Genomic DNA, 20,725 nt, shown 5'->3' with positions numbered 1-20,725 from the left:
GGTAACGCACGAGGGACCACGATCGCACATCCGCGCCGAGGACGCACGTCTTGAGCTCGGCAGCCCGGTGTGTTACAGCGACCGTTGTGCGCTTGTACCGCAGCGGGTTTCGCTGAACCGCGAGTCAGCGGAAGGCGGCGCGAAGTTCTTCGACGGTGCGTCCGTTGAGCCGGTAGCAGTGCTCGAACGCCTCGGCGTGGCGGTCGCGAGGCCAGCTGTGCAGGACGACGGTGCGGCCGAAGTGGCGCGAGTTGACCAGTTCCCATCGGTCACCGACACGGCGGACCGTGAACCCGCCTCTCGGCAGCAGGGGAATCACCATCGCATTCATGAATGCGAACCAGCCTTTCGATGCAGCTCTCCCGTTCCTCCCCGGCTGAGAACTGTTGCACACGGGTCCGACCGGTTCGCCGTGACATGGCCGAGTATTCCGTTCCCGTGTGGCTCAATTCACTCTCGACCGGGCGGGGCGGCGCGGTTGCGCGCAGGTCGCTGGCGTATAAACGTGCAATGCCGCTGCACATCCACCGGGCCGAGCGCGCCGACGCCCTGGCGGACGCGCTCGCCGAGCTGTTGGCGACGCCGCAGCCGGACCCGTTCGCGGCGGAGATCGTCGCCGTGCCCGCCAAAGGCGTGGAGCGCTGGCTGACCCAGCGGCTGTCCGCGGTGCTCGGCGTCTCGGCAGGCGGCCGGGACGGCGTCGCGGCGAACATCCGATTCCCGTCCCCTTCGGCGCTGGTCGCCGAGGCGCTCGCGGCGAGCACCGGGATCGCGCAGGACGACGATCCGTGGTCGCCGCAGCGCACCGTGTGGACGCTGCTGCGGGTGATCGACGCCGCGCTCGGCGAGCCGTGGTGCGCGGTGCTCGCGCGTCATCTCGGCGGCGCCGACCCCGCGGGCCGCGATCACCGGGTCGGCAGGCGCTACGCCACCGCGGCGCACCTGTCCGGGCTGTTCGACGGGTACGGCGCACAGCGTCCCGCCCTGATCACCGAGTGGGCGGCGGGCGCCGACACCGATGGTGCCGGCCGCCGGGTGCCCGACGATCTGCTGTGGCAGCCGACGCTGTGGCGGCGGCTGCGCGCCGAGATCGGCGCGCCGAGCCCCGCCGAACGGCTGGACGCGGCCTGCGCGCTGCTGCGCGCCGAACCCGATCTCGTCGAACTGCCGCAACGACTTTCACTGTTCGGGGTGACCCGGTTGCCCGCCGATCAGCTGGCCGTCCTCGACGCGTTGGGTCACGCCAGGGACGTGCACCTGTGGCTGGCGCACCCGAGCCCGGTCATGTGGTCGGAGATCGCGCGGTTGTCGCCCACGGTCTCGCGTGCGGACGACGCGTCAGGGCGGTCGATGCGTCATCCGCTGCTCGCGGGTCTGGCGCGGGATGTGCGCGAGTTGCAGCAGCGATTGTCCGGGCCTGCCGCGGCCGGGTCGGATACGCATCTCTCGGCGCCGCCGCGTGGTGCGCGGGTGGTCGCGGCCGGAGCGGAGCCGGTGCCCGAGTCCGAACGGGCGGGTCGGTCGAACGACGTTGCGCCGGTGAGTGGCTCGGCGCCATGGGAGCGCGGAGCGCCGCGGGCGGCGACCTCGCTGCTGGCCGCGGTGCAGGCGGGCATTCGCGACGACGCGTGGCCGCCCGCCGAACTCGTCCCGGCCGACGACAGCGTGCGGGTACACGCCTGCCACGGACCGGCCAGGCAGGTGGAGGTCCTGCGCGAATGCCTGCTCGGCCTGTTCGCGGCCGATCCCACGCTGGAACCGCGCGACGTGCTGATCATGTGCCCCGAGGTGGAGGCGTACGCGCCGCTGGTGCGCGCCGCCTTCGGCTCCCGCGCGGGGTCGGGGGAGACCACGCAGGAAGCGGCGCATCCCGCGCACCTGCTGCGGGTCCGGCTCGCCGACCGCGGCCGCGGCGTGACCAATCCGCTGCTCGCGGTGATCGAGGTGCTGCTGGAGATGGCCGACGGGCGCGTCACCGTCACCCAGGTGCTCGATCTCGCCGCGTCCGAAACCGTCCGTCGCCGTTGCGGATTCGATGACGACGCGATCGAACGGCTGCGTGGGTGGGCGGCGGAATCCGGCGCACGATGGGCCATCGGGCAGCGGCAGCGCCAGGCGTTCGGGCTGGCCGATTTCGCGCAGAACACGCTGAACGGCGCGGTCGACCGGATCCTGCTCGGAGTCACCGCCGACGAATCCGCCGACGACTGGCTCGATCTCGCGCTGCCGCTGGACGACGTGGACAGCAACGACGTCGATCTGGCAGGACGCTTCGCGGAGTTCGTCGATCGGCTCGCGGTGTGCCTGCGCGATCTGCGTGGGCCGCGCCCCGCGCGTGAATGGGCCGCCGTGCTCGGCCGCTCGCTCGACCTGCTCACCGACGTCCCCGACAGTCAGGCGTGGGTGCGCACCGAGGCGCGCAGAGAGATCGCCGCGGCCACCGACCACGCGGGTGAGGTGCCGCTGCGCCTGGCCGATCTGGCGGTGCTGCTGTCGAGCAGGCTCGCCGCCCAGCCCACCCGCGCCAACTTCCGCACCGGAGAGCTCACCGTCTGCACCATGGTTCCGATGCGGTCGGTGCCGCACCGCGTCGTGGTGCTGCTCGGCCTCGACGACGACGTGTTCCCGCGCGCGGCCGTAGTGGACGGCGACGACGTGCTCGCCCGCAATCCGGTGCTCGGCGAACGAGATCCGCGCAGCGAGGACCGGCAGCTGCTGCTGGACGCCGTACTGGCGGCGGGTGAGAAGCTGCTGCTGTTCCACACCGGCGCCGACCCGGTCAGCGGCGCGCACCGGCCGCCCGCGATTCCGGTCGCCGAACTGCTCGACGCGCTGCGCGCCCATGTCGGCGCGGCGGGAATGGACGCGGTGCTCACCCGGCACCCGCTGCAAGGCTTCGACCGCCGCAACTTCCACGCCGAGCGCCCGTTCAGCTTCGACACGGTCGCGCTGGCGGGTGCGCTGGCGGCCGGGCGCCCGCCCGCGCCGCGCCCCGCGTTCCTGCCGCAACCGCTGCCCACGCCGGAACCGTCGGACGTCGCGCTGGCCGATCTGATGTCCTTCGCCGAACACCCGGTGCGCGCCTTCCTGTGGCAGCGGCTCGGTCTGCGGGTCCCCGAGCACGAGGAGGACATCGCCGACCGGCTGCCCATCGAACTCGACGGCCTCGCCAAATGGGAACTGGGCGAACGGATGCTCACCGCGCGGCTCACCGGCGCGGACGCGAACGCGCTGCGCGCCGCGGAATGGCGGCGCGGCACCCTGCCGCCGTTCGGGCTCGGCGGCGCGGTGCTCGACGAGGTCGAGCACACCGTCGACAAGCTGGTGCGCGCCTCGCTGCCGGACTACGAGGGTCAGGCCAGGGCCGTCGACGTGGCCATCGATCTAGGCAACGGTCGCAGGCTCACCGGCACGGTGCCCGAGGTGCGCGGAGAAACTCTGGTGCGTACCACGTTTTCGCGCCTCGCGCCGAAACACCGCATCGCCGCGTGGGTCGCGCTGCTCGCGCTGGCGGCGACCGAGGACCGTTCCTGGCGTGCGGTGACCACCGGACGCGGTCAATTCGGCCGTCCCGCATGGCGATCCGTGCTCACCGCGCCGGATGCCCCTGCCGCCGTGGCGATCCTGCGCGAACTGGTGCGGCTGCGAGACGCGGGCCTGTGCGAACCGCTCCCGATCGCGCCGACCGCGACCGCGGCCTACGCCGAGCGACGGTTCCGCGGAGCCTCCGCGGACGAAGCCTTCGCCGCGGCCGAACGCGAATTCAACGGCGGACCCAACGGCCCCGGCGCATTCGGGGATCACACCGATCGTCACCTGCGCTACGTGTGGGGCTCGGCGCCGCGGCTGGAACACCTGATGGACACGCCCGCTCCGGCGGGAGAGCCGGGGGAGACCACCCGGTTCGGCGTGCTGGCGCGTCGCCTGTGGGCGCCGCTGCTCGGCGCGGAAGGCCAGGGGCAGCCGTGATCACGGTGTCGTCCCACGGTTTTCGCGTGCGTCCCGGCGTGTCTGCCGGGCTTCCGGCGCAGGCGTGGTGCGATTTCCCCGGGCGACCGTGCGACGCCCGGATCGACGATGCGCGGAGGCAGGACGAAAGGCGGTGCGTGGCATGACAGTTCAAGACACCGTCCGGGCCCCGGCGACGGAGGCGATCGCGTCGTTCGACCCGTACGGTCCGCTGCCCACCGGCACGACGGTGCTGGAAGCCAGTGCGGGCACCGGGAAGACTCACGCCATCGTCGGGCTCGCGGTGCGCTACGTGGCCGAAGCGGGCGTCGACATCGCCCAGCTGCTGCTGGTGACCTTCAGCCGGGCCGCGACGCAAGAGCTGCGCGAACGCGCCCGCGATCGGTTCGTGGCGGTGGCGGCGGCGCTGGCCGATCCGGTGGCGGCGCAGGCGCATTCGGACGACCTGGTCCGGCACCTGGCCGACGCCGACGCCGCACAGGTCGGGCGAAGGCGGGCCAGACTGCTCGCCGCGCTGTCGGATTTCGACGCGGGCACCATCGCCACCACGCACAGCTTCTGCCAGCGCATGCTCGACGAACTCGGGCTGGCCGGCGAACACGATCCGGGCGCCCGCCTGGTCGAATCGGTCGACGAGCTGGTCGGCACGGTCGCCGACGATCTCTATCTGCACCGCTACGCGCGCGACACGCCACCGTTCTCGCTGAAGGAGGCGCACACCCTCGCGCTGGCGGCGGTCCGCGACCGGCACGCCCGCCTCGCCCCCCGCGCGGACGGGCCCGCGGGCGAGCGGGTGGCCTTCGCCGAGGCCGTGCGCGCCGAGACCGAGCGCCGCAAACGCCTTGCGGGACTGCGTGATTTCGACGACCTGCTGGTGCTGCTGCACGACGTGCTCGCCGATCCCGACCACGGCCCCGTCGCCTGCGCGCGCATCCGCGAGCGCTACCGGGTGGCGCTCGTAGACGAATTCCAGGACACCGACCCGCTCCAGTGGGACATCCTGCGCCGCTGCTTCCATGACGGCGAGACGACACTCGTGCTGGTCGGGGATCCCAAGCAAGCCATCTACGCCTTCCGTGGCGCGGAGGTGCTCAGTTACCTGGACGCCGCCGGGCACGCCGACCGCCGCAGCGAGCTCACCACCAACTGGCGCAGCGACGCGGGACTGCTGGCCGCGCTGGAACGCGTCCAGGGCGGCGCGGCGCTCGGGCATCCCGAGATCGCGGTCTATCCGGTCGCCGCGACGCGCCCGTGGTCGCGGCTGACCGGGCCCGCCGAACTCGTCACCCCGATGCGGGTGCGGTGCCTGCCGCGCACCGGTGCGGGCCCGCTGAACAAGTCGGGGTTCCCGTCCGTCGGCCGCCAGCGCGCGAAGGTCGCCGCCGACCTCGCCGCCGACATCGTGGGTCTGCTCGAATCCGGTGTGCGGGTGACCGTTCCGGCGCCGAAGGCGCGAACGGAACGCGATCGGGCGCGAGAAGACGCGCCGGACGACGAGATCGACGGTGTCGTCCGTCGTCCGGTCGGTCCCGGCGACATCGCCGTGCTCGTCCGCACGCGGTCGCAGATCGACGTGGTGCGCGCGGCGCTGGACCGGGCGGGCGTCGCCTCCGTGCTGGCGGGTGGCACCAGTGTCTTCGGCACGCCGAGCGCCACCGACTGGTTGTGGGTGCTGCGGGCGCTGGAACAGCCGCACCGCTCCGACCGCGTCCGCCTTGCCGCGTGCACGCCGATCCTGGGCTGCACCGCCGCCGACATCGACAGCGGCGGAGCCGATCTCGTCGGACGGGTGAGCGCGCAGCTGCGTGAGGCGGCACGGCTGTTCGCCCGCGCCGGCTTCGCGGCCGTCTTCGAAAAGCTCTCCGCCGAGGCGAGTCTCGCGCCGCGGCTGCTCTCGATCGAGAACGGCGAACGCAGGCTCACCGACCTGCGGCACATCGCCCAGCTGCTGGACCAGGTCGCGCTGACCGAGGGGCTCGGCCTGACCGCGTTGACCCGCTGGCTGGCCGACCAGGTGCGCGACCCCGCCGCGAGCGTCGTCGCCGACCGCTCCCGCAGGCTCGACCGCGACGCGGCGGCCGTGCAGATCGCCACCGTGCACGCCAGCAAGGGACTCGAATTCCCCATCGTGTACCTGCCTTTCGCGTGGGACAGCGCCAAGAACCCGTACCCGGCCACGCTGTTGTTCCACGACGACGACGGCGCGCGCGTGCTCGACGTGGGCGGACAGGACGCCGGGGGCTACGCCGAGCGCAAGCTGCGCAGCGAAGCCGAGGAGGCAGGCGAGGAGCTGCGGCTGCTCTACGTCGCGCTGACCCGCGCCATGTGCCAGATCGTGGCCTGGTGGGCGCCCGCCATCACCACCGCGGCGGCGCCGCTGCACCGCATGATCCTCGGCAGGCCCGACGGCGGCGAGACGGTGCCAGGGCGGGCCGCGGTGCCCGCCGACCAGCAGGCGGTGCCGATGCTGGCGGCATGGGCGGCCGCGGCGCCCGAGGCGATTTCGGTGACCGCGGTCGCATCGGCCGAGGATATCGAGCCGCGCCGGGCGCGCACCGAACCGGTCACTGGCGACCTCGCGGTGGCCCGCTTCGACCGGGCCATGGACCAGCACTGGCGGCGCACCTCCTACTCCGCGCTCACCGCGGGCGCGCACGAGACGGTGGTGGACGCCGAGCTGGAGGACGAACGCGGGCCGGAGGACGAGCCGTCCGCGCCGCCGCCCGCCGCCGAAGAACCGGTCACCGCGGCCGCGCCGTCGCTGATGAACGCCCTGCCCTACGGCGCCGAGTTCGGCACGCTGGTGCACGGCGTGCTCGAGCAGATCGACACCGACGGCGCGGATCTCGACACCGAGGTGCACGCCCGCTGTCGCACCGCGGTCGAGGAGTCGATGGCCGAGATCGATCCCGCCGTGCTCGGCGTCGCGCTGCTCGCGGTTCTCCGTACTCCGCTCGGAATCGGTTGTCTGGCAGACATTTCCCGTCGCGATCAACTCGCCGAACTGGAATTCGAACTGCCGCTGGCGGGTGGCGACGCTCCGGCCGCGGGCGCGGCGACCCTCCGCGGCATCGCGGAACTGCTGCGCGCGCACCTGCCGGCCGATGACGACCTGGCCTCCTACGCCGCCCTGCTCGCGGGGTTGGACGACGTCCAGCTGCGCGGCTACCTCACCGGCAGCATCGACGCCGTGCTCCGCGTCACCGATCCCTCCGGCACACCGCGTTTCGTCGTCGTCGACTACAAGACCAACCGCCTCGGCACGGGCGACCTCACCGTCGATCACTACACCAGGGAGCGCATGACCGCAGAGATGTTGCGCTCGCACTATCCGTTGCAGGCGTTGCTGTATTCCGTCGCGCTGCACCGCTACCTGCGCTGGCGGCTGCCCGGCTACGACCCGGCCCGGCACCTCGGCGGCTGCCGGTATCTGTTCGTGCGCGGCATGGTCGGCCCCGAAACACCGCCCGGCCGAGGTGTTTTCGAGTGGACGCCACCGGCAGGACTCGTCACCGCGCTGTCGGATCTGCTCGCGGGCGACACGGATCCGCTCGCCGGCGAAACGGGGGAGGCCCGATGACGTCGATTCAGTTGGCGCAGCGCGGCACCGGCCTGCTGCGGGTCTTCAACGAGGCCGGGGTGTTGTCCGCGGCGGACGTGCACGTCGCGGTGCGGCTCGGCAGGCTCGGGCGCGAGGATTCGGAGGAGGTGCTGTTCGCGGCGGCACTGGCTGTGCGGGCGGTGCGCTCGGGCTCGGTCTGCCTGGAGCTGAACCGGATGCGCGAGATCGGCGTCGACGCGGACGAGGACTGGGACGCGGGGGCAGGCGTCGATCCGGCGACCCTGCCGTGGCCGGACATCGACGCGGTGACGGCGGCGCTGCGGGTCAGCCCGCTGGTCTGCGGCGGATCGGCCGGACCACTGCGCCCGCTGCGGCTCGTACCGCCCGAGCGTGGCGACGACTCCGGCTCCCTGCTCTACCTGGACCGCTACTACCAGCAGGAACAGACCATCCGGCGGGTGCTCACCGAACGCGCGGCCACCCACCCCAAGATCGATGTCGCGGTGGTGCGCCGGGAACTGGACCGGCTCTTCGACAGCCCGCTCGGCGAGGGACCCGACCGCCAGCGCATCGCCGCCGCGCTGGCCGCCGCGCACTGGACCACCGTGGTGGCAGGCGGCCCCGGCACCGGCAAGACGCACACCATCGCCCGGGTGCTCGCGCTGCTCGAGGCGCACCGCAGGGCGAATCCCAAAGCGGCCGCCCTGCGCATCGCCCTCGCCGCGCCGACGGGCAAGGCGGCCGCGCGACTACAGGAGGCGGTGCGCGAGCAGGCGGCCGATCTCGGTCTTCCCGAGCTGACGGCCGCTACCCTGCACCGGCTGCTCGGCTGGCAGCGCGGCCGCCGGACCCGGTTCAAGTACCACGAGTTCAACCGTCTGCCCTACGACGTGATCGTGGTCGACGAGACCTCCATGGTGTCGCTCACCATGATGAGCAGCCTGCTTGCCGCGTTGCGTCCCGACACGCGCCTGGTCCTGGTGGGCGACCCGGACCAGCTCGCCTCGGTGGACGCGGGCGCCGTGCTCGCCGATCTGGTCGCCGGACCTGTTGCCGGCGAACCGAATCCGGTGCTGGACGAGATCATCGGCGCGGGTTCGGCTGCGCCGGAACACGATACGGAGGCGCTTACGCCCTTGGAGCGAACGAGGCTGCGCGGCGGCATCGTCCGGCTCACCAGGGGGCGGCGTTTCGGCGGGCGGATCGCCGACCTGGCCGTCGCGGTGCGGGCGGGGGACGCCGACGCGGCCTTGGAGCTGCTGCGCGCGGGCGGGCAGGAGCTGTCGCTGTGCGCGCCGGAGGACACGGCCCCGGTGCGCGGGGATGTGGTTCGGGCGGCGCGCGCCGTCACCGATTCGGCGCTGGACGGCGATGCGGCAGGCGCCCTGCTCGCGTTGGAGTCGCACCGGCTGCTCTGCGCGCACCGGCAGGGTCCGTTCGGCGTGGAGCGCTGGGATCGGATGGCCGCGGACTGGGCGGCTGCCTCCGGCGCGGGGCCCGACACGCATTACGCGGCCTGGTATCCGGGGCAGCCGCTGCTGGTCACCGCCAACGATCACGAGGCCCGTATCTACAACGGCGACACCGGCGTCATCGTCCGGTTGCCGGACGGGTCGCTGCGCGCCGCGCTCCAGCGCGGCAGCGAACCGTATCTGGTGCATCCCACCCAGTTCCCCGCGGTGGTCACGGTGTTCGCCATGACCATCCACCGCAGCCAGGGCAGTCAGTACGACACCGTCTCGGTGGTGTTGCCCGAACCCGAATCCACGCTGCTCACCAGGGAATTGCTCTACACCGCCATCACCAGGGCGCGCAAGCACGTGCGCATCATCGGCACCGACGAGGCCATCCGCGCGGCCGTGGCGCGCCGGGTGCTGCGCGCCAGCGGGCTCTCCCGGCGCGAGACTCGCTGACCGGCGCTGTGCCCCGAAAGGCACTGTCTGGCAACGGCTGGGGTCAGCTGATCGTGAAGAGCTCGGCGGCGTTGCGGTAGCAGACCTGCCGCAGCCAGTCCGCGCCGAGGTCGAGGCGCTCCAAGGCATGAATGGCGTGGCCGTAGCTGTAGGGGATGTTCGGGAAGTCGCTGCCGAACAGGATGCGCTCGCCGAACTCGCGCAACCGTCCGTGCTCGGTGACGGGGAACGGCGAGTCGGCCTCGCTGAAATCGGTCCACACCATGGTGGTGTCGAGGTAGACGCCCGCGTGCCGCTGCGCGAGGTCGAGGAATTCCGAGTACTCCGGCGTGCCCATGTGGGCGACGATCAGCCGTAGTCGCGGAAACCGTTGCAGGAGTTCGGCGATCGGCTCGGGCCCGGTGAATCGACCCGGAGCGGGACCGGAGCCGCAGTGAATCAGCGCCGGGACCCCGGCGTCCTCGAGCAGTCCCCAGACCGGGGTGAGCAGCGGGTCGCCGGGCGGGAAATCGCCGACCTGGATGTGCACCTTGAAGACGCGCGCGCCGCGGTCGAGTGCGGTCGCGACGTAGTCGGCCGCACCGGGTTCGGGGTAGAAGGTGGCGGTGTGCAGGCAGTCGGGGGTGCGGGCGGCGAACTCGGCGGTCCAGTCGTTCAACCACGCGGCCATCTCCGGCTTGTGCGGGTACACCAGCGCGGTGAACGCGCGAACACCGAAGTCGCGCAACGTCTTCAGTCGCACCTGCTCGTCCTCGCGGTACGCGATCGGCCAGCTGCGGCCGGTCAGCGGGCCCACCGAGTCGAAGTACGACCACACCTTGCTCAGCACCTTTTCCGGCATGAAATGGGTGTGCACGTCGACGATTCCGGGCAGGTCGAGCCGCGCGCGGAAATCGGCCAGGTAAGCGTTGTCGTCGTCGATCACCGTGAGTCCTTCGTCGGCCGGAGCGGAGCGGAGCGAGCGTGCGTCATGCGCTGCTGTCACCGGGATAGAGGTTCCTCGCGAAATCGCCGACGCGAGCGACGAGCCGTTCGAAGAACAGCTCGGGATCGGTGCCGACGACGATGTCCGCGTTGGGTTCGCGCCCCCACATGCCCGCCCAGTCGGCCACCGTCGTCGCGCGCGTCAGCGTGCCGGTCAGCTCCACGTCGACCGTCGCGGGCTTGGTCCTGGCCAGGGCCGGGTCGAGGGCGACGGCGGCGGCGAAGGGGTCGTGCATGTGCGCGAGATAGCCCTGGTCGTAGGCGCGGTGGAACTCGAAGTAGAACCGCACGGCGTCGGATACATGGCGCACAACGGGATTCGAGGCCGCGGACCGCGCGCCGGGAGCGTCGTCCTCGGACACCGCCTCGGCGGGGTGACTGAGCGCGCGCTCGGCCAGCAGCGCCAGGTGTTTCGGATGCATCTCGATGGTCTCGGTGATGTCGAGCGCGCACACCAGCGGACGGCGATCCGGCGGTGCGGCGGAGAAGGCGTCGAACACCTCCTTGGCGGATTCGGGATCGACGTGCACGTTCCACTCGTTGGTGGGCGTGGTGTTGCCGGGATGGTTGAACGCGCCGCCCATGATCACCAACCGGCGCAGCAGCCGTGGCAGTTCGGGTTCGACGCGCAGCGCCAGCGCGAGGTTGGTCAGCGGACCGGTGCACAGGCCGACGATCTCGCCGGGATGTTCGCGCGCCAGCGCCACCCACATCTGCGCGGCCGTCCGGTCCGAACACGTGCGCCTGCTCTCGGGCAGGTCGGCGTAGCCGATGCCCTGCGGGCCGTGCGTGTCCTCGGTGGTGCGCAACGGGATGGCGAGCGGTTCGGCCGCGCCGAGGGCGACCTCGATCTCGGGCGCCCGGCACACATCCAGCCACGCGAGATTGTTGGCGGCGACCTGGTCGGCGGGCACATTGCCCGCGGTGGCCGCGATACCGAGGATCTGGGCCTCGGGGGAGGCGAGCAGGTACAGCAGTGCCAGCGAATCGTCGATTCCGGTGTCGACGTCCACGATCATTTTCTGCCGCACGACTCGACACTAATCGACGCTGTGGGACGCGGTCCGGCGGAGTCCCGAGCATCGCTGAGCGAAAGCGGAGCTACGTCTGGTGGAAGCTTCCGGACATGTCCTTCTGGAGTCCCGCACGGGGCTGGAGCGAAAGCGGAGTTACGCCGAATGGGCGAGGCCGGGGCGTCCAGAGTTCTCGCATGCCGGAACGACGCGCGGAGGTACGGTGCGGACCGCTGAAGTGTTAGTACATACGTCTTGTACAAACGTCTGAGACGTGCGATAGCCTGAAGCGCATGGGAAACCGTGAAGACCTCTTGGCCGGAGCGCGCAAGGCGATCATGGAACGCGGCGTCGCCAAGACCACCGCGCGCGACATCGCGAACGCGGCGGGGGTCAGCCTGGCCGCCATCGGCTACCACTTCGGTTCGAAGGACAGGTTGATCACCGAGGCGTTGGCCGAAGCGCTCGGCACCGGCATCGGCGACAGCATGGCCGAGCTGATCGAGGAGACCGAGGGGCGTCCGATGCCGGAAGCCTTCGCGTCGATGATCGACGGCCTGCCCGCCGTCTTCGCCGCCAACCGCGAAGGCATGCTGGCCAGCATGGAGAACCTGCTGCGCGTGGCCCGCTCGCCGGAGTCGCAGCGGTACATGGCCGACAGCATCCGGCACGCGACCACCGACCTCGCCACGAACCTGCGCGCAACCCACCCCCGGTTGACCCAGCAGCAGGCCGAAGCGATCGCCGGACTCTATTTCGCACTGACGCAGGGCTTCTCGGTGCTCTGGATGATCAGCGCGGAGGGCGCCCTCCCGAATGGGGACACCCTCTCGACCGCGTTCGCGGCGCTCGCCGGTTCGCCCGAGACCACCGGCTGACGACGGGGTCAGTCCTCGTGGGTCAGCGGGCCCGCCGGGATCTCGCGCAGCTTGCGCACCGAGACCAGCGCGATGGCGAGTGCGGCGACACCGGCGATGCCCGCGGTGATGTGCACGCCGTGCAGGAATGCCTCGCGTGCCGCCGCGAGCACGGATTCGCCCAGGGCCGTTGGCACTTGGGTCGAGACCTGCACCGCCGCGCCCAAGGTGTCGCGGACCGACCCCGCGTCGGCGTCGGAGAGCCCGGCGGGCAGCGACGACGACAGATCGCCGCGGTAGATCGCGATGCTGATGCTGCCCAGGATCGAGATGCCCAGCGCCCCGCCGAATTCCGCGCCGGTCTCGGACACGCCGGAGGCCGCGCCCGCCTGTTCGGGCGGTGCGGCGCCGACGATGAGCTCGGTGGTGATGCCGAACACCGGAGCCAGCCCGAGCGAGGAGATCACCGAGGCGGCCAGCGCCAGACCGTAGCCTCCGGAGGCGCTGAGCTGAGTCATCATCAGCAGTCCGATACCGGCCGCGGCGAGCCCGCCGCCGATCAGGTAGGCGGGCCGCACCACCTGGACCAGCCGCGGCGCCAGCTGCGATCCGACGATGAAACCGACGCCGGACGGCACCATCACCAGACCGGTCCGCAGCGGCGACATCCCGAGCACCAGCTGGAAGTACTGCGCGACGAACAGGAAATACCCGAAGGCGACGAAGATGCCGACCATGTTGATCAGCAAGGCGATACGGAACCTGCTCAACCGGAACAGCCGCAGGTCGAGCATCGGGTCGGCGCCGGTGAGCTGACGCCGCACGAACAGCACGCCGAGCGCAGCTCCGCCGACGAGGCCGGCGAGCGCCGCCACCCCGACACCGTCCTGGGCGATCTTTTTCATGCCGAACACGACGGCGATCATGGTCGCCACGCAGAGCGCCGCGCTGAGCGGATCGAGGCGGCCCGCCTCGGGATCGCGAAACTCGGGCAGCACCTTCGGGCCGAGCGCCAGTAGCAGCACCATGACGGGAACGGCGAGCAAGAACACCGATCCCCACCAGAAGTTCTCCAGCAGCACGCCGCCGAAGATCGGCCCGACCGCGCCGCCCGCCGAGAACGCGCCGACCCACACGCCCACCGCGACCGAACGCTGCCGGGGATCGCGGAACATGTTGAAGATCAACGACAGCGTCGACGGCGCCAGCGTGGCGCCCGCGATGCCGAGCAGGGCGCGACAGACGATCAGCGCTTCCGCGGTCGGCGCGAACGCCGCCGCCACGGACACCACCGTGAACAGCGCCGCGCCGATCATCAGCATGCGCCGCCGACCGATCCGGTCGCCGAGGGTGCCCATGGTGATCAGCAGACCGGCCACCATGAAGCCGTAGACGTCGATGATCCAGAGCAGCTGAGAGCTGGTCGGGTGCAGGTCGGCGCTGATCATCGGCACCGCGAGGTGTAGCACCGTGAGGTCCATCGCGTAGACCAGGCAGGCGAGCGCGAGGACCCCGAGGCCGACCCATTCGGTCCGTCCGGCGAGCGCCGCGACGTCTCTGTGCACGCTCTGGTCGACGGTGTCCACGGTGCGGGTTCCTTCCGGCGTGCCGATGTCGATTGCTGTCATGTGAGTGCAGACGACCTGCGAATACACATTTCATCGCCCCCGCGCCGACGAGCGCAACGGATTTTCCGGTGGCCGCCGGAGCGCGAATAATTCGGTGGCGCCGGATCGCGACCGCGCCCTACAGTTCTCCGCGTTGGGCAATCCGAAGGGGCGGGCCGGAGTCGGTCGGTTATCCACTTCGAATGGAGCGGTTGCGGGTTCGAATCCCGCCGGCAGCGCATGTTGCCGTAGCTCAATCCGGTAGAGCGCTTACGTCGGTCGGCACACCACGACCGCCCCGCTGGATTGCCAGGACGCGAAGAACGGGCCGGAGTCGGTCGGTTATCGGTTTCCCAGGTTCGACTCCTGCCACGCTCCCCACGGAGCGTTGGTCCGGTCGGCACACCACGACCGTTCTTCGCGTTCCGTCGAACGGGGGACGCGGGCCGAAAGCCCGTCGGTCATCTTTCGGGTAGATCATCCCGGTGGGCGTTCGTCACGTCCGCTTCCCCCGTTCCCGACAAGCCCCGACCGGGGCCGGAAACGAGGAAGACATGGACGTGCTGGCTGGGATCACCACCCGCGCCACGCCGCAGGCGGAGCGGGCGGACGCGCGACAGGCGCGCAACAACGCGGGCGGCTTCGCCTTCGAGGTCACCCCCGAGGTACGGCTGCGCCGGTTCCTGACACTGGGCACCGAGGGCGGTACCTACTACGTGCGCGCCGAAGACCTGACCAAGGACAACGCCGAGGTCGTCCTGGATTTCGCGCGTCATCGCACCGCCGAGCTCGTCGCCGAGATCGTCGCGATCTCCACGGCGGGCCGCGCGCCCAAGCAGAATCCCGCGCTGTTCGCGCTCGCCGCCGCGGCCTCCCTCGGCGATGCCGACGGTCGCCGGACCGCGCTGGACGCGCTGCCGCTGGTGGCGCGCACCGGCACGCACCTGTTCCTGTTCGCGCGCTACGTCGAGCAGTTCCGTGGCTGGGGCCGCGGTCTGCGCCGCGCCGTCGCGCACTGGTATGTCGAGAAGTCCGTCGACGATCTCGCCTTCCAGGTGGTGAAGTACCGCCAGCGGGAGGGGTGGACGCACCGCGACCTGCTGCGTCTCGCGCACCCGGACACCGCCGAGCCGGACCGCAAGAACCTGTTCGACTGGATCTGCGGTCGCGAGGCGTCGCTGGACGGGTTGCGGCTGATCGAGGGCTACCACCGAGCGCAGGCCGCGCCGGTGCGCGAGCTCCCCGATCTGGTGCGCGCGTACCGGCTGTCCTGGGAGATGCTGCCCGATGCCGCGCTCGACGCGCCCGCGGTGTGGGAGGCGCTGCTGGACAACGGGATTCCGCAGACGGCACTGATGCGCCAGCTGCCGCGGCTGACCCGGCTCGGGTTGCTCGCCCCGCTGGGTGAGCGAACCGCGGCGGTGGCGCGCCAGCTCGCCGACCCGGCGCGACTGCGGAAGTCTCGGGTGCATCCGGTCAACGTCCTCGTCGCGTTGCGCACCTACGCCGCGGGTCGATCCGCACGCGGCGACGGCCGGTGGGAGCCCGCCGCGCCGATCGTGGACGCGCTGGACTCCGCGTTCTACGCGGCGTTCGAGGCGGTGCCGCCGACCGGCAAGCGCCACCTGCTCGCCCTCGACGTGTCCGGCTCCATGGCCGTGACGATCGGTGGCACGCCGCTGTCGGCGCGGGAGGCGAGCGCCGCCTTGGCGCTGGTGACCGCGAGTACCGAGACGGCGCATTCGATCGTCGGTTTCACCGCCAGGAGCGGCGCGTGGTCGAGCGACGCGGAGCTGACGCCGTTGGCGATCGGTCCGCGCCAGCGGCTGGACGACGCGGTGCGCGCCGTGTCCGGCCTGCCGTTCGGCGGCACCGACTGCTCGCTGCCCATGACGTACGCGCTGCGGCACGGTCTCGAGGTGGACGTGTTCTCGGTGTACACCGATTCCGAGACCTGGGCGGGCCGCATCCACCCGCACCAGGCCCTGCAGCGGTACCGCCGTGAAGTCAACCCGCACGCGAAGCTGGTCGTGGTCGGCATGACGGCGGCGAAGTTCAGCATCGCGGACCCGTCCGACGCCGGGATGCTCGACATCGCCGGCTTCGATTCCGCGGTCCCGGCGCTGCTGGCCGACTTCGCCCGCGACGCCTGACGCGACCCCTACCGGGTACGCACCGGCCAGGCGGGCGCACTGGCCCCGTATTGCGGTGCGGGCCAGGCGTAATCCGGGTACTCGGCCAGGGCGGGCGTGGCCGTCACCAGGCCGCCGTGGTGGACGGTCATCTCCGGGTTGGGGGCCGCGGCGGGGCCGTGGCTCAGGCCGCGGTCGGGGTTGACGAGCAGCCAGGACGCCGTGCGCGCCAACGAGACCCGCACGTCACGGCCGATTCCGTCGTAGGTGCGCGCGGCGAGGGCGTCGATCACGCCCGCCGCGAGCAGATAGCCCGAGGCGTGGTCGAGTGCCTGGGCGGGCAGCGCGCCGGGCACCGACGGCGCGCCCTCCAGGATGGAGATGCCGGTGGCGGACTGCACGATGCTGTCGAAGCCCCGGCGGCTGCCCCAGGGACCGGACTCGCCCCAGGCGCTGACCCGGCCGTGCACCAGGCCGGGACGCACGGCGGTGGTCAGCCCGGCGTGCTCCAGCGCGCCGGGGCGGTATCCCGTGACGAGCACGTCGGCGGAGGCGAGCAGGTCGTGGAAGACGGCCGAGTGAGTGCGCAGGTCGACCATCGCGGAGTGCTTGCCCTGGCAGGTGTCGGCGTACTGCCACGGAATCTCGGGCAGCCACGGCGGGTCCACCCGCAGCACCTCCGCGCCGAGCAGCGCCAGCGTCCTGGTCGCGACCGGGCCCGCGATCACCCGGGTCATGTCGAGCACACGCACCCCGCGCAACGGCTGGAACGGGGTCGCCTCGGAACGGAAAGGCGCGCCCGCGCGGTCTTGCCGCGGATCCATGGCGACCAGCGGGCCGGACGCGGCGGCCGCCGCCTGCGGCGTGGCGGCCCACTCCTCCTCGGTGCGCACCTGGACCGCGATCGCGCCCGCCAGGGCGGCGTTGTCCTCGATATCGGACGCGCGGCTCATAGCGATGTGGGCGACCGCCAGGTCGAGTGGCGCGTCCTCCGGTAGGCCGAGCGCGGCGAGCAGACGGGTTCGGTGATGCGGATAGTTGGCGTGAGTGCGCACCCAACCGTCGAAAGTGGGGAAGAATCCGGAGAGATCGGCGAACACAGGCACCTGACGGCCGTCCGCGCGCAGCAGGCGGTCGCTCGAGAACGCGGCGGTGATCCGTTCCGGGTCGATCCGATGCGGCACGGGAGCGAGTCCGTGCGCGTCGCGCAACCGGTTGGCCGCGGCCGCCACCGTGGCCACCGAACCCGCCGCAAGCGCCCAGACCGGCAGTGTCGCAGCAAGATTGCTGCCAGGATCGGGGGAGTGGGTAATGCCGGAAACGGGGACACCGATTCCGGCTTCGTACTCGTGGACCAGCCGTGTGTGCGCGTTCACCAGATCGAGACTAGCCGCACCGGCGGAGAAGGAGACCGACGTGGACGAGACGATCACCGCCACCGATTGGCTGCGAGTCCTGCGGACCGACCCGGCGCCGCGCCACTACCTGGTGTGTTTCCCGCCCGGCGGCGGTTCGGCGGCGGCCTACCGTGAGCTTGCCCTCGAATTCGGTTCCGGCGTGGCGGTACTGGCCGTCCAGTATCCAGGACGGCAGGACCGTCTCGGCGAAGCGGCGGTCCCGGATCTGCACGCACTCGCCGAGCGGATTGCCGGAGAATTGCTGGGACGCGGTCCTTGGTCCGGTCTCGCGCTGTTCGGGCACAGCATGGGCGCCACCCTGGCCTACGAGACGGCCCGCAGGCTGGAGGCCCGAGGGCAGGAGCTCGCCGCCCTGTTCGTCTCGGGCCGTCCCGCACCGTCTTTCGTCGAACACCGTCGCCTGCACCTGGAATCCGACGAGGCGCTCATCGCGGATCTGGAGCGCCTCGCCGCCGATCCCGCGCCGATCGCACTGCTGCGCACCGAGCCCGGCCTCGCCGATCTGGTGCTGCCCGCGGTGCGCAGCGACTACCAAGCCGTGGAAACCTATCGGCACCGGCACGGCGAGCCGCTCGCGTGCGACCTCGCCGCGCTGGTCAGCACCGACGACCCGACCACCACACCCGAGCAGGCCGACGGATGGCGGGCGTTCACCTCGGGCGCGTTCGCCCGCGAGACGTTTCCCGGCGGCCACTTCTACCTCGACGAACACGTCGGCGCGGTATCGGATTTCGTAGCTCGGCAGCTGGACGATCCCGCACGTCGCGCCGAATAGGGCGCGGTGGCGGGTGCGCTCAGCCCAGGTACTCCGACTCGAGGACGAGATCGCGCAGCAGGGACTGGTATTCGACGTGGGTGCGATGCTCCACGGTGCGCCAGGTCCTGCCCTCCTGCGCACGCATGTAGCGCAGGTAGCGCGGCGCTCCCGGCATCTTCACGTTGTCGGCGACCACGAGGGAGCCCGGGTGTAGCCAGTTCACGGTGAGCAGCGCGAGCAGGTCGGGCAGATACGCGGTCTTCAAGTGATCCAGGAAGACGAAATCGACCGCGCTCGCGGCGAATCCGTGGTCGACGGCGAGCCTGCGCATGGTCGTCCCGCCGTCGCCGATCTTGCCGACCACCACCTCGACCCGGTCGGCGAGCCCGGCGTGCGCGATCACGTCGGTCGCGATCGCGGCGTTGGCGGCGCTGACCTCCACCGACACCAGCCGTCCCCGCTGCGGCAGCAGGCGTCCCGTTCGCACCGCGCTGTATCCGCAGTAGGCGCCCAGTTCCAGCGCGAGCAGTGGCCTCGCGCGCCGAACCGCGGCGTCGAGCAGCAGACCCTTCTCGTCGCCGACGTTCATCAGGAAGCTGCGGGTGCGCGCGAAGTCATCGATGGCGGCGAGCACACTGTCGGGATCGCCCGGTGTCGCGGTGCTCAGCACGTGCTGTCGCACGGCTTCCTCGCGGCCGTCGCCCACCTGTCCGGTGCGCAGCACGGATTGGCCGCCGAGCGCGAAGCGGATCATCGACCAGCGCAGGAACGGCGCTTTGTCGCGCAGCAGCACGCTGATTCCGGTTCGACGCGATCCAGTCTCGTCCGCCATGCGCCCTCCAGATCGTGGTAGCTGTGTCACCACCGATTCTGCTCGCCAGGCAGCGCGGGCGGCGGAGGCTCACCAGGGCGAGGGCTGATAGTCCTTGAGGAAGCAGCCGTAGAGGTCGACACCGTCCTCGCCCTGCACGATCGGGTCGTAGACGCGGGCGGCGCCGTCGACCAGGTCGAGCGGGGCGTGGAAGCCTTCCTCGGCGAGGCGGATCTTGGTGTAGTGCGGGCGCTCGTCGGTGATCCAGCCGGTGTCGACGGCGCTCATCAGGATCGAGTCGGACTCGAACATCTCCTTGGCGCTGGTGCGGGTCAGCATGTTCAGCGCCGCCTTGGCCATATTGGTGTGCGGGTGTCCCGGTCCCTTGTACCCGCGGCCGAACTGACCCTCCATGGCGGAGACGTTCACGATGTACTTGCGGCGGGCGGGCGCGGCGGCCATGGCCGGACGCAGCCGCGACACCAGGATGAACGGCGCCACCGAATTGCACAGCTGGACTTCGAGCAGTTCGGTCGGATCGACCTCGGCGACCGTCTGCACCCAGCTGTTGGTGTGCGCGAGATCTGGCACCAGCCCGCCCGCGTCGATCGCCACGCCGCGCGAAATCCGTTCGGGGGTGGCCGATCCCGCGACCAGCGCGAGCTCCGCGACATCTGCTGCGGTGAGCGTCGGCGCGAGCGAGGCGGTCAGCGCGGTCGGATGCGCCTGCATGGTCTTGCCGAAGGTCACCACGTCGGGCAGTGCGCCGGCGGGCAGCGGACCGGACTCGGCCTCCACCAGCGCGCTGTACGCGCCGGGGGAGCGGCGCACGGTCTGCGCCGCGTTGTTGATCAGGATGTCCAGCGGGCCCTGCGCGGCGATGTCGTCGGCGAGGGCCACCACCTGCGCGGGGTCGCGCAGGTCGATGCCGACGATGCGCAGCCGGTGCAGCCAATCAGCGCTGTCGTCCATGGCGGCGAAACGGCGAATGGCGTCGTTGGGGAAGCGGGTCGTGATGGTGGTGTGCGCGCCGTCGCGCAGCAGCCGCAGCGCGATGTACATGCCGATCTTGGCGCGGCCGCCGGTGAGCAGCGCGCGACGGCCCGAGAGATCGGCGCGCGCGTCGCGCTTGGCGTGGCTGCTCGCGGCGCAGTCCGGGCACAGCTGGTGGTAGAAGGCGTCGACGCGGGTGTAGCGCTGCTTGCAGATGTAACAGGGTCGCGGGCGGAGCAGGGTGCCCGCGCTGGCGCCCTTGGTCGTCGAGGTCAGCGGAATGCCCGCGGTCTCGTCATCGATGCGATTCGGTGAGCCCGTGGCGGTGGCCGCGACGACCGCGCGGTCCGCGGTGGCGATCTTGTCGCGGGCCTCGACGCGGCGGCGCTGCTTGAGCTTCTTGAACATGTGCCCGACCGCGCGCTGCACGAGCAGCGAATCGGGGTGGTCCTTCTCCAGCTGTCCGGCCTGGTCGAGTACCCGAAGACAGGTGGCGAGCTCGTCGGGATCGATACTGCTGTCGGCCATCGGGGGTGTGGAGGTCCTTCGTGAGCTGGGCAATCGAAGTCACCATTGTCGCAAACCCTCGCGTCCGGTCGCGGTCCGGCCGTGTCTTGTTCACCCGCGTCGGTCGTGGCCACGGCGAAACAGACGCTCGACCGAGTGCTGTTTGCCGGTGAGGACAGGGGGTAGTTGCCTGTGTGATCGA

At 71.3% G+C, this 20,725-nt stretch carries 13 protein-coding genes and 1 tRNA gene; 7 read left to right on the top strand and 7 right to left on the bottom strand.

Annotated elements, in window-relative coordinates; translation table 11 throughout:
* Positions 1 to 124 precede the first annotated feature (124 nt).
* Positions 125 to 322: a hypothetical protein gene (locus ACRWNM_RS23790; protein ID WP_431970288.1), complete on the bottom strand. Its 198-nt coding sequence runs from the start codon at positions 320 to 322 to the stop codon at positions 125 to 127.
* Between the two features lie 188 nt (positions 323 to 510).
* On the opposite strand from ACRWNM_RS23790, the gene recC reads away from it, so the two are divergent.
* The 3 genes from recC to recD all read left to right on the top strand — a co-directional run bounded on the left by recC (position 511) and on the right by recD (position 9,444).
* The gene (gene recC, locus ACRWNM_RS23785) at positions 511 to 3,969 is read left to right on the top strand and encodes an exodeoxyribonuclease V subunit gamma (RefSeq protein WP_431970287.1); all 3,459 of its coding nucleotides are present in this window, start codon (positions 511 to 513) and stop codon (positions 3,967 to 3,969) included.
* 142 nt (positions 3,970 to 4,111) lie between these two features.
* On the top strand, positions 4,112 to 7,549 hold the full coding sequence (locus ACRWNM_RS23780; RefSeq protein ID WP_431970286.1) for a UvrD-helicase domain-containing protein: 3,438 nt from the start codon (positions 4,112 to 4,114) through the stop codon (positions 7,547 to 7,549).
* A complete protein-coding gene (gene recD, locus ACRWNM_RS23775; protein ID WP_431970285.1) occupies positions 7,546 to 9,444 on the top strand; it encodes an exodeoxyribonuclease V subunit alpha in 1,899 nt (632 codons plus the stop codon). Before ACRWNM_RS23780 ends, recD begins: the two co-directional genes overlap by 4 nt.
* 43 nt (positions 9,445 to 9,487) lie before the next feature.
* Here recD and ACRWNM_RS23770 read toward each other — a convergent pair whose 3' ends face one another.
* Entirely contained in the window at positions 9,488 to 10,369 is an 882-nt protein-coding gene (locus ACRWNM_RS23770) for an amidohydrolase family protein (RefSeq protein WP_431970426.1), read from the bottom strand.
* Between the two features lie 43 nt (positions 10,370 to 10,412).
* On the bottom strand, positions 10,413 to 11,447 hold the full coding sequence (locus tag ACRWNM_RS23765) for a nucleoside hydrolase (RefSeq protein ID WP_431970425.1): 1,035 nt from the start codon (positions 11,445 to 11,447) through the stop codon (positions 10,413 to 10,415).
* Between the two features lie 287 nt (positions 11,448 to 11,734).
* On the opposite strand from ACRWNM_RS23765, the gene ACRWNM_RS23760 reads away from it, so the two are divergent.
* On the top strand, positions 11,735 to 12,319 hold the full coding sequence (locus tag ACRWNM_RS23760) for a TetR/AcrR family transcriptional regulator (protein ID WP_431970284.1): 585 nt from the start codon (positions 11,735 to 11,737) through the stop codon (positions 12,317 to 12,319).
* 8 nt (positions 12,320 to 12,327) lie between these two features.
* Here ACRWNM_RS23760 and ACRWNM_RS23755 read toward each other — a convergent pair whose 3' ends face one another.
* On the bottom strand, positions 12,328 to 13,926 hold the full coding sequence (locus ACRWNM_RS23755; RefSeq protein ID WP_431970283.1) for an MFS transporter: 1,599 nt from the start codon (positions 13,924 to 13,926) through the stop codon (positions 12,328 to 12,330).
* A 153-nt stretch (positions 13,927 to 14,079) separates the two neighbouring features.
* Between ACRWNM_RS23755 and ACRWNM_RS23750 the strand changes: the two genes are divergently transcribed.
* Both ACRWNM_RS23750 and ACRWNM_RS23745 read left to right on the top strand, forming a co-directional pair.
* Positions 14,080 to 14,141 (top strand) — tRNA-Arg (locus tag ACRWNM_RS23750).
* 318 nt (positions 14,142 to 14,459) lie between these two features.
* A complete protein-coding gene (locus ACRWNM_RS23745; RefSeq protein ID WP_431970282.1) occupies positions 14,460 to 16,058 on the top strand; it encodes a TROVE domain-containing protein in 1,599 nt (532 codons plus the stop codon).
* A gap of 8 nt (positions 16,059 to 16,066) precedes the next feature.
* Here the strand turns inward: ACRWNM_RS23745 and ACRWNM_RS23740 are convergent, their stop codons facing one another.
* Positions 16,067 to 17,413, bottom strand: a complete 1,347-nt coding sequence (locus ACRWNM_RS23740; RefSeq protein WP_431970281.1) for a CoA transferase — start codon at positions 17,411 to 17,413, stop codon at positions 16,067 to 16,069.
* Positions 17,414 to 17,453: 40 nt separating this feature from the next.
* Here ACRWNM_RS23740 and ACRWNM_RS23735 point away from each other — a divergent pair, with 40 nt between their 5' ends.
* On the top strand, positions 17,454 to 18,230 hold the full coding sequence (locus ACRWNM_RS23735) for a thioesterase II family protein (protein WP_431970280.1): 777 nt from the start codon (positions 17,454 to 17,456) through the stop codon (positions 18,228 to 18,230).
* Positions 18,231 to 18,249: 19 nt separating this feature from the next.
* On the opposite strand, the gene ACRWNM_RS23730 is transcribed toward ACRWNM_RS23735, so the two are convergent.
* The gene (locus ACRWNM_RS23730) at positions 18,250 to 19,044 is read right to left on the bottom strand and encodes an O-methyltransferase (protein WP_431970279.1); all 795 of its coding nucleotides are present in this window, start codon (positions 19,042 to 19,044) and stop codon (positions 18,250 to 18,252) included.
* Positions 19,045 to 19,113: 69 nt separating this feature from the next.
* The gene (locus tag ACRWNM_RS23725; RefSeq protein ID WP_431970278.1) at positions 19,114 to 20,544 is read right to left on the bottom strand and encodes an SDR family NAD(P)-dependent oxidoreductase; all 1,431 of its coding nucleotides are present in this window, start codon (positions 20,542 to 20,544) and stop codon (positions 19,114 to 19,116) included.
* Positions 20,545 to 20,725: the final 181 nt, after the last annotated feature.

This window comes from Nocardia sp. bgisy134 (assembly GCF_965341865.1).
In the GTDB taxonomy this organism is placed as follows: Bacteria; Actinomycetota; Actinomycetes; order Mycobacteriales; family Mycobacteriaceae; genus Nocardia.
This window is presented reverse-complemented; position numbering and strand designations above follow the sequence as displayed.

What these genes read in the sequence shown, in the direction of transcription:
- ACRWNM_RS23790 (WP_431970288.1), bottom strand. Translation starts at nt 322, where the DNA reads ATGGTGATTCCCCTGCTGCCGAGAGGCGGGTTCACGGTCCGCCGTGTC.
- recC (WP_431970287.1), top strand. Translation starts at nt 511, where the DNA reads ATGCCGCTGCACATCCACCGGGCCGAGCGCGCCGACGCCCTGGCGGAC.
- ACRWNM_RS23780 (WP_431970286.1), top strand. Translation starts at nt 4,112, where the DNA reads ATGACAGTTCAAGACACCGTCCGGGCCCCGGCGACGGAGGCGATCGCG.
- recD (WP_431970285.1), top strand. Translation starts at nt 7,546, where the DNA reads ATGACGTCGATTCAGTTGGCGCAGCGCGGCACCGGCCTGCTGCGGGTC.
- ACRWNM_RS23765 (WP_431970425.1), bottom strand. Translation starts at nt 11,447, where the DNA reads ATGATCGTGGACGTCGACACCGGAATCGACGATTCGCTGGCACTGCTG.
- ACRWNM_RS23760 (WP_431970284.1), top strand. Translation starts at nt 11,735, where the DNA reads ATGGGAAACCGTGAAGACCTCTTGGCCGGAGCGCGCAAGGCGATCATG.
- ACRWNM_RS23755 (WP_431970283.1), bottom strand. Translation starts at nt 13,926, where the DNA reads ATGACAGCAATCGACATCGGCACGCCGGAAGGAACCCGCACCGTGGAC.
- ACRWNM_RS23745 (WP_431970282.1), top strand. Translation starts at nt 14,460, where the DNA reads ATGGACGTGCTGGCTGGGATCACCACCCGCGCCACGCCGCAGGCGGAG.
- ACRWNM_RS23730 (WP_431970279.1), bottom strand. Translation starts at nt 19,044, where the DNA reads ATGGCGGACGAGACTGGATCGCGTCGAACCGGAATCAGCGTGCTGCTG.
- ACRWNM_RS23725 (WP_431970278.1), bottom strand. Translation starts at nt 20,544, where the DNA reads ATGGCCGACAGCAGTATCGATCCCGACGAGCTCGCCACCTGTCTTCGG.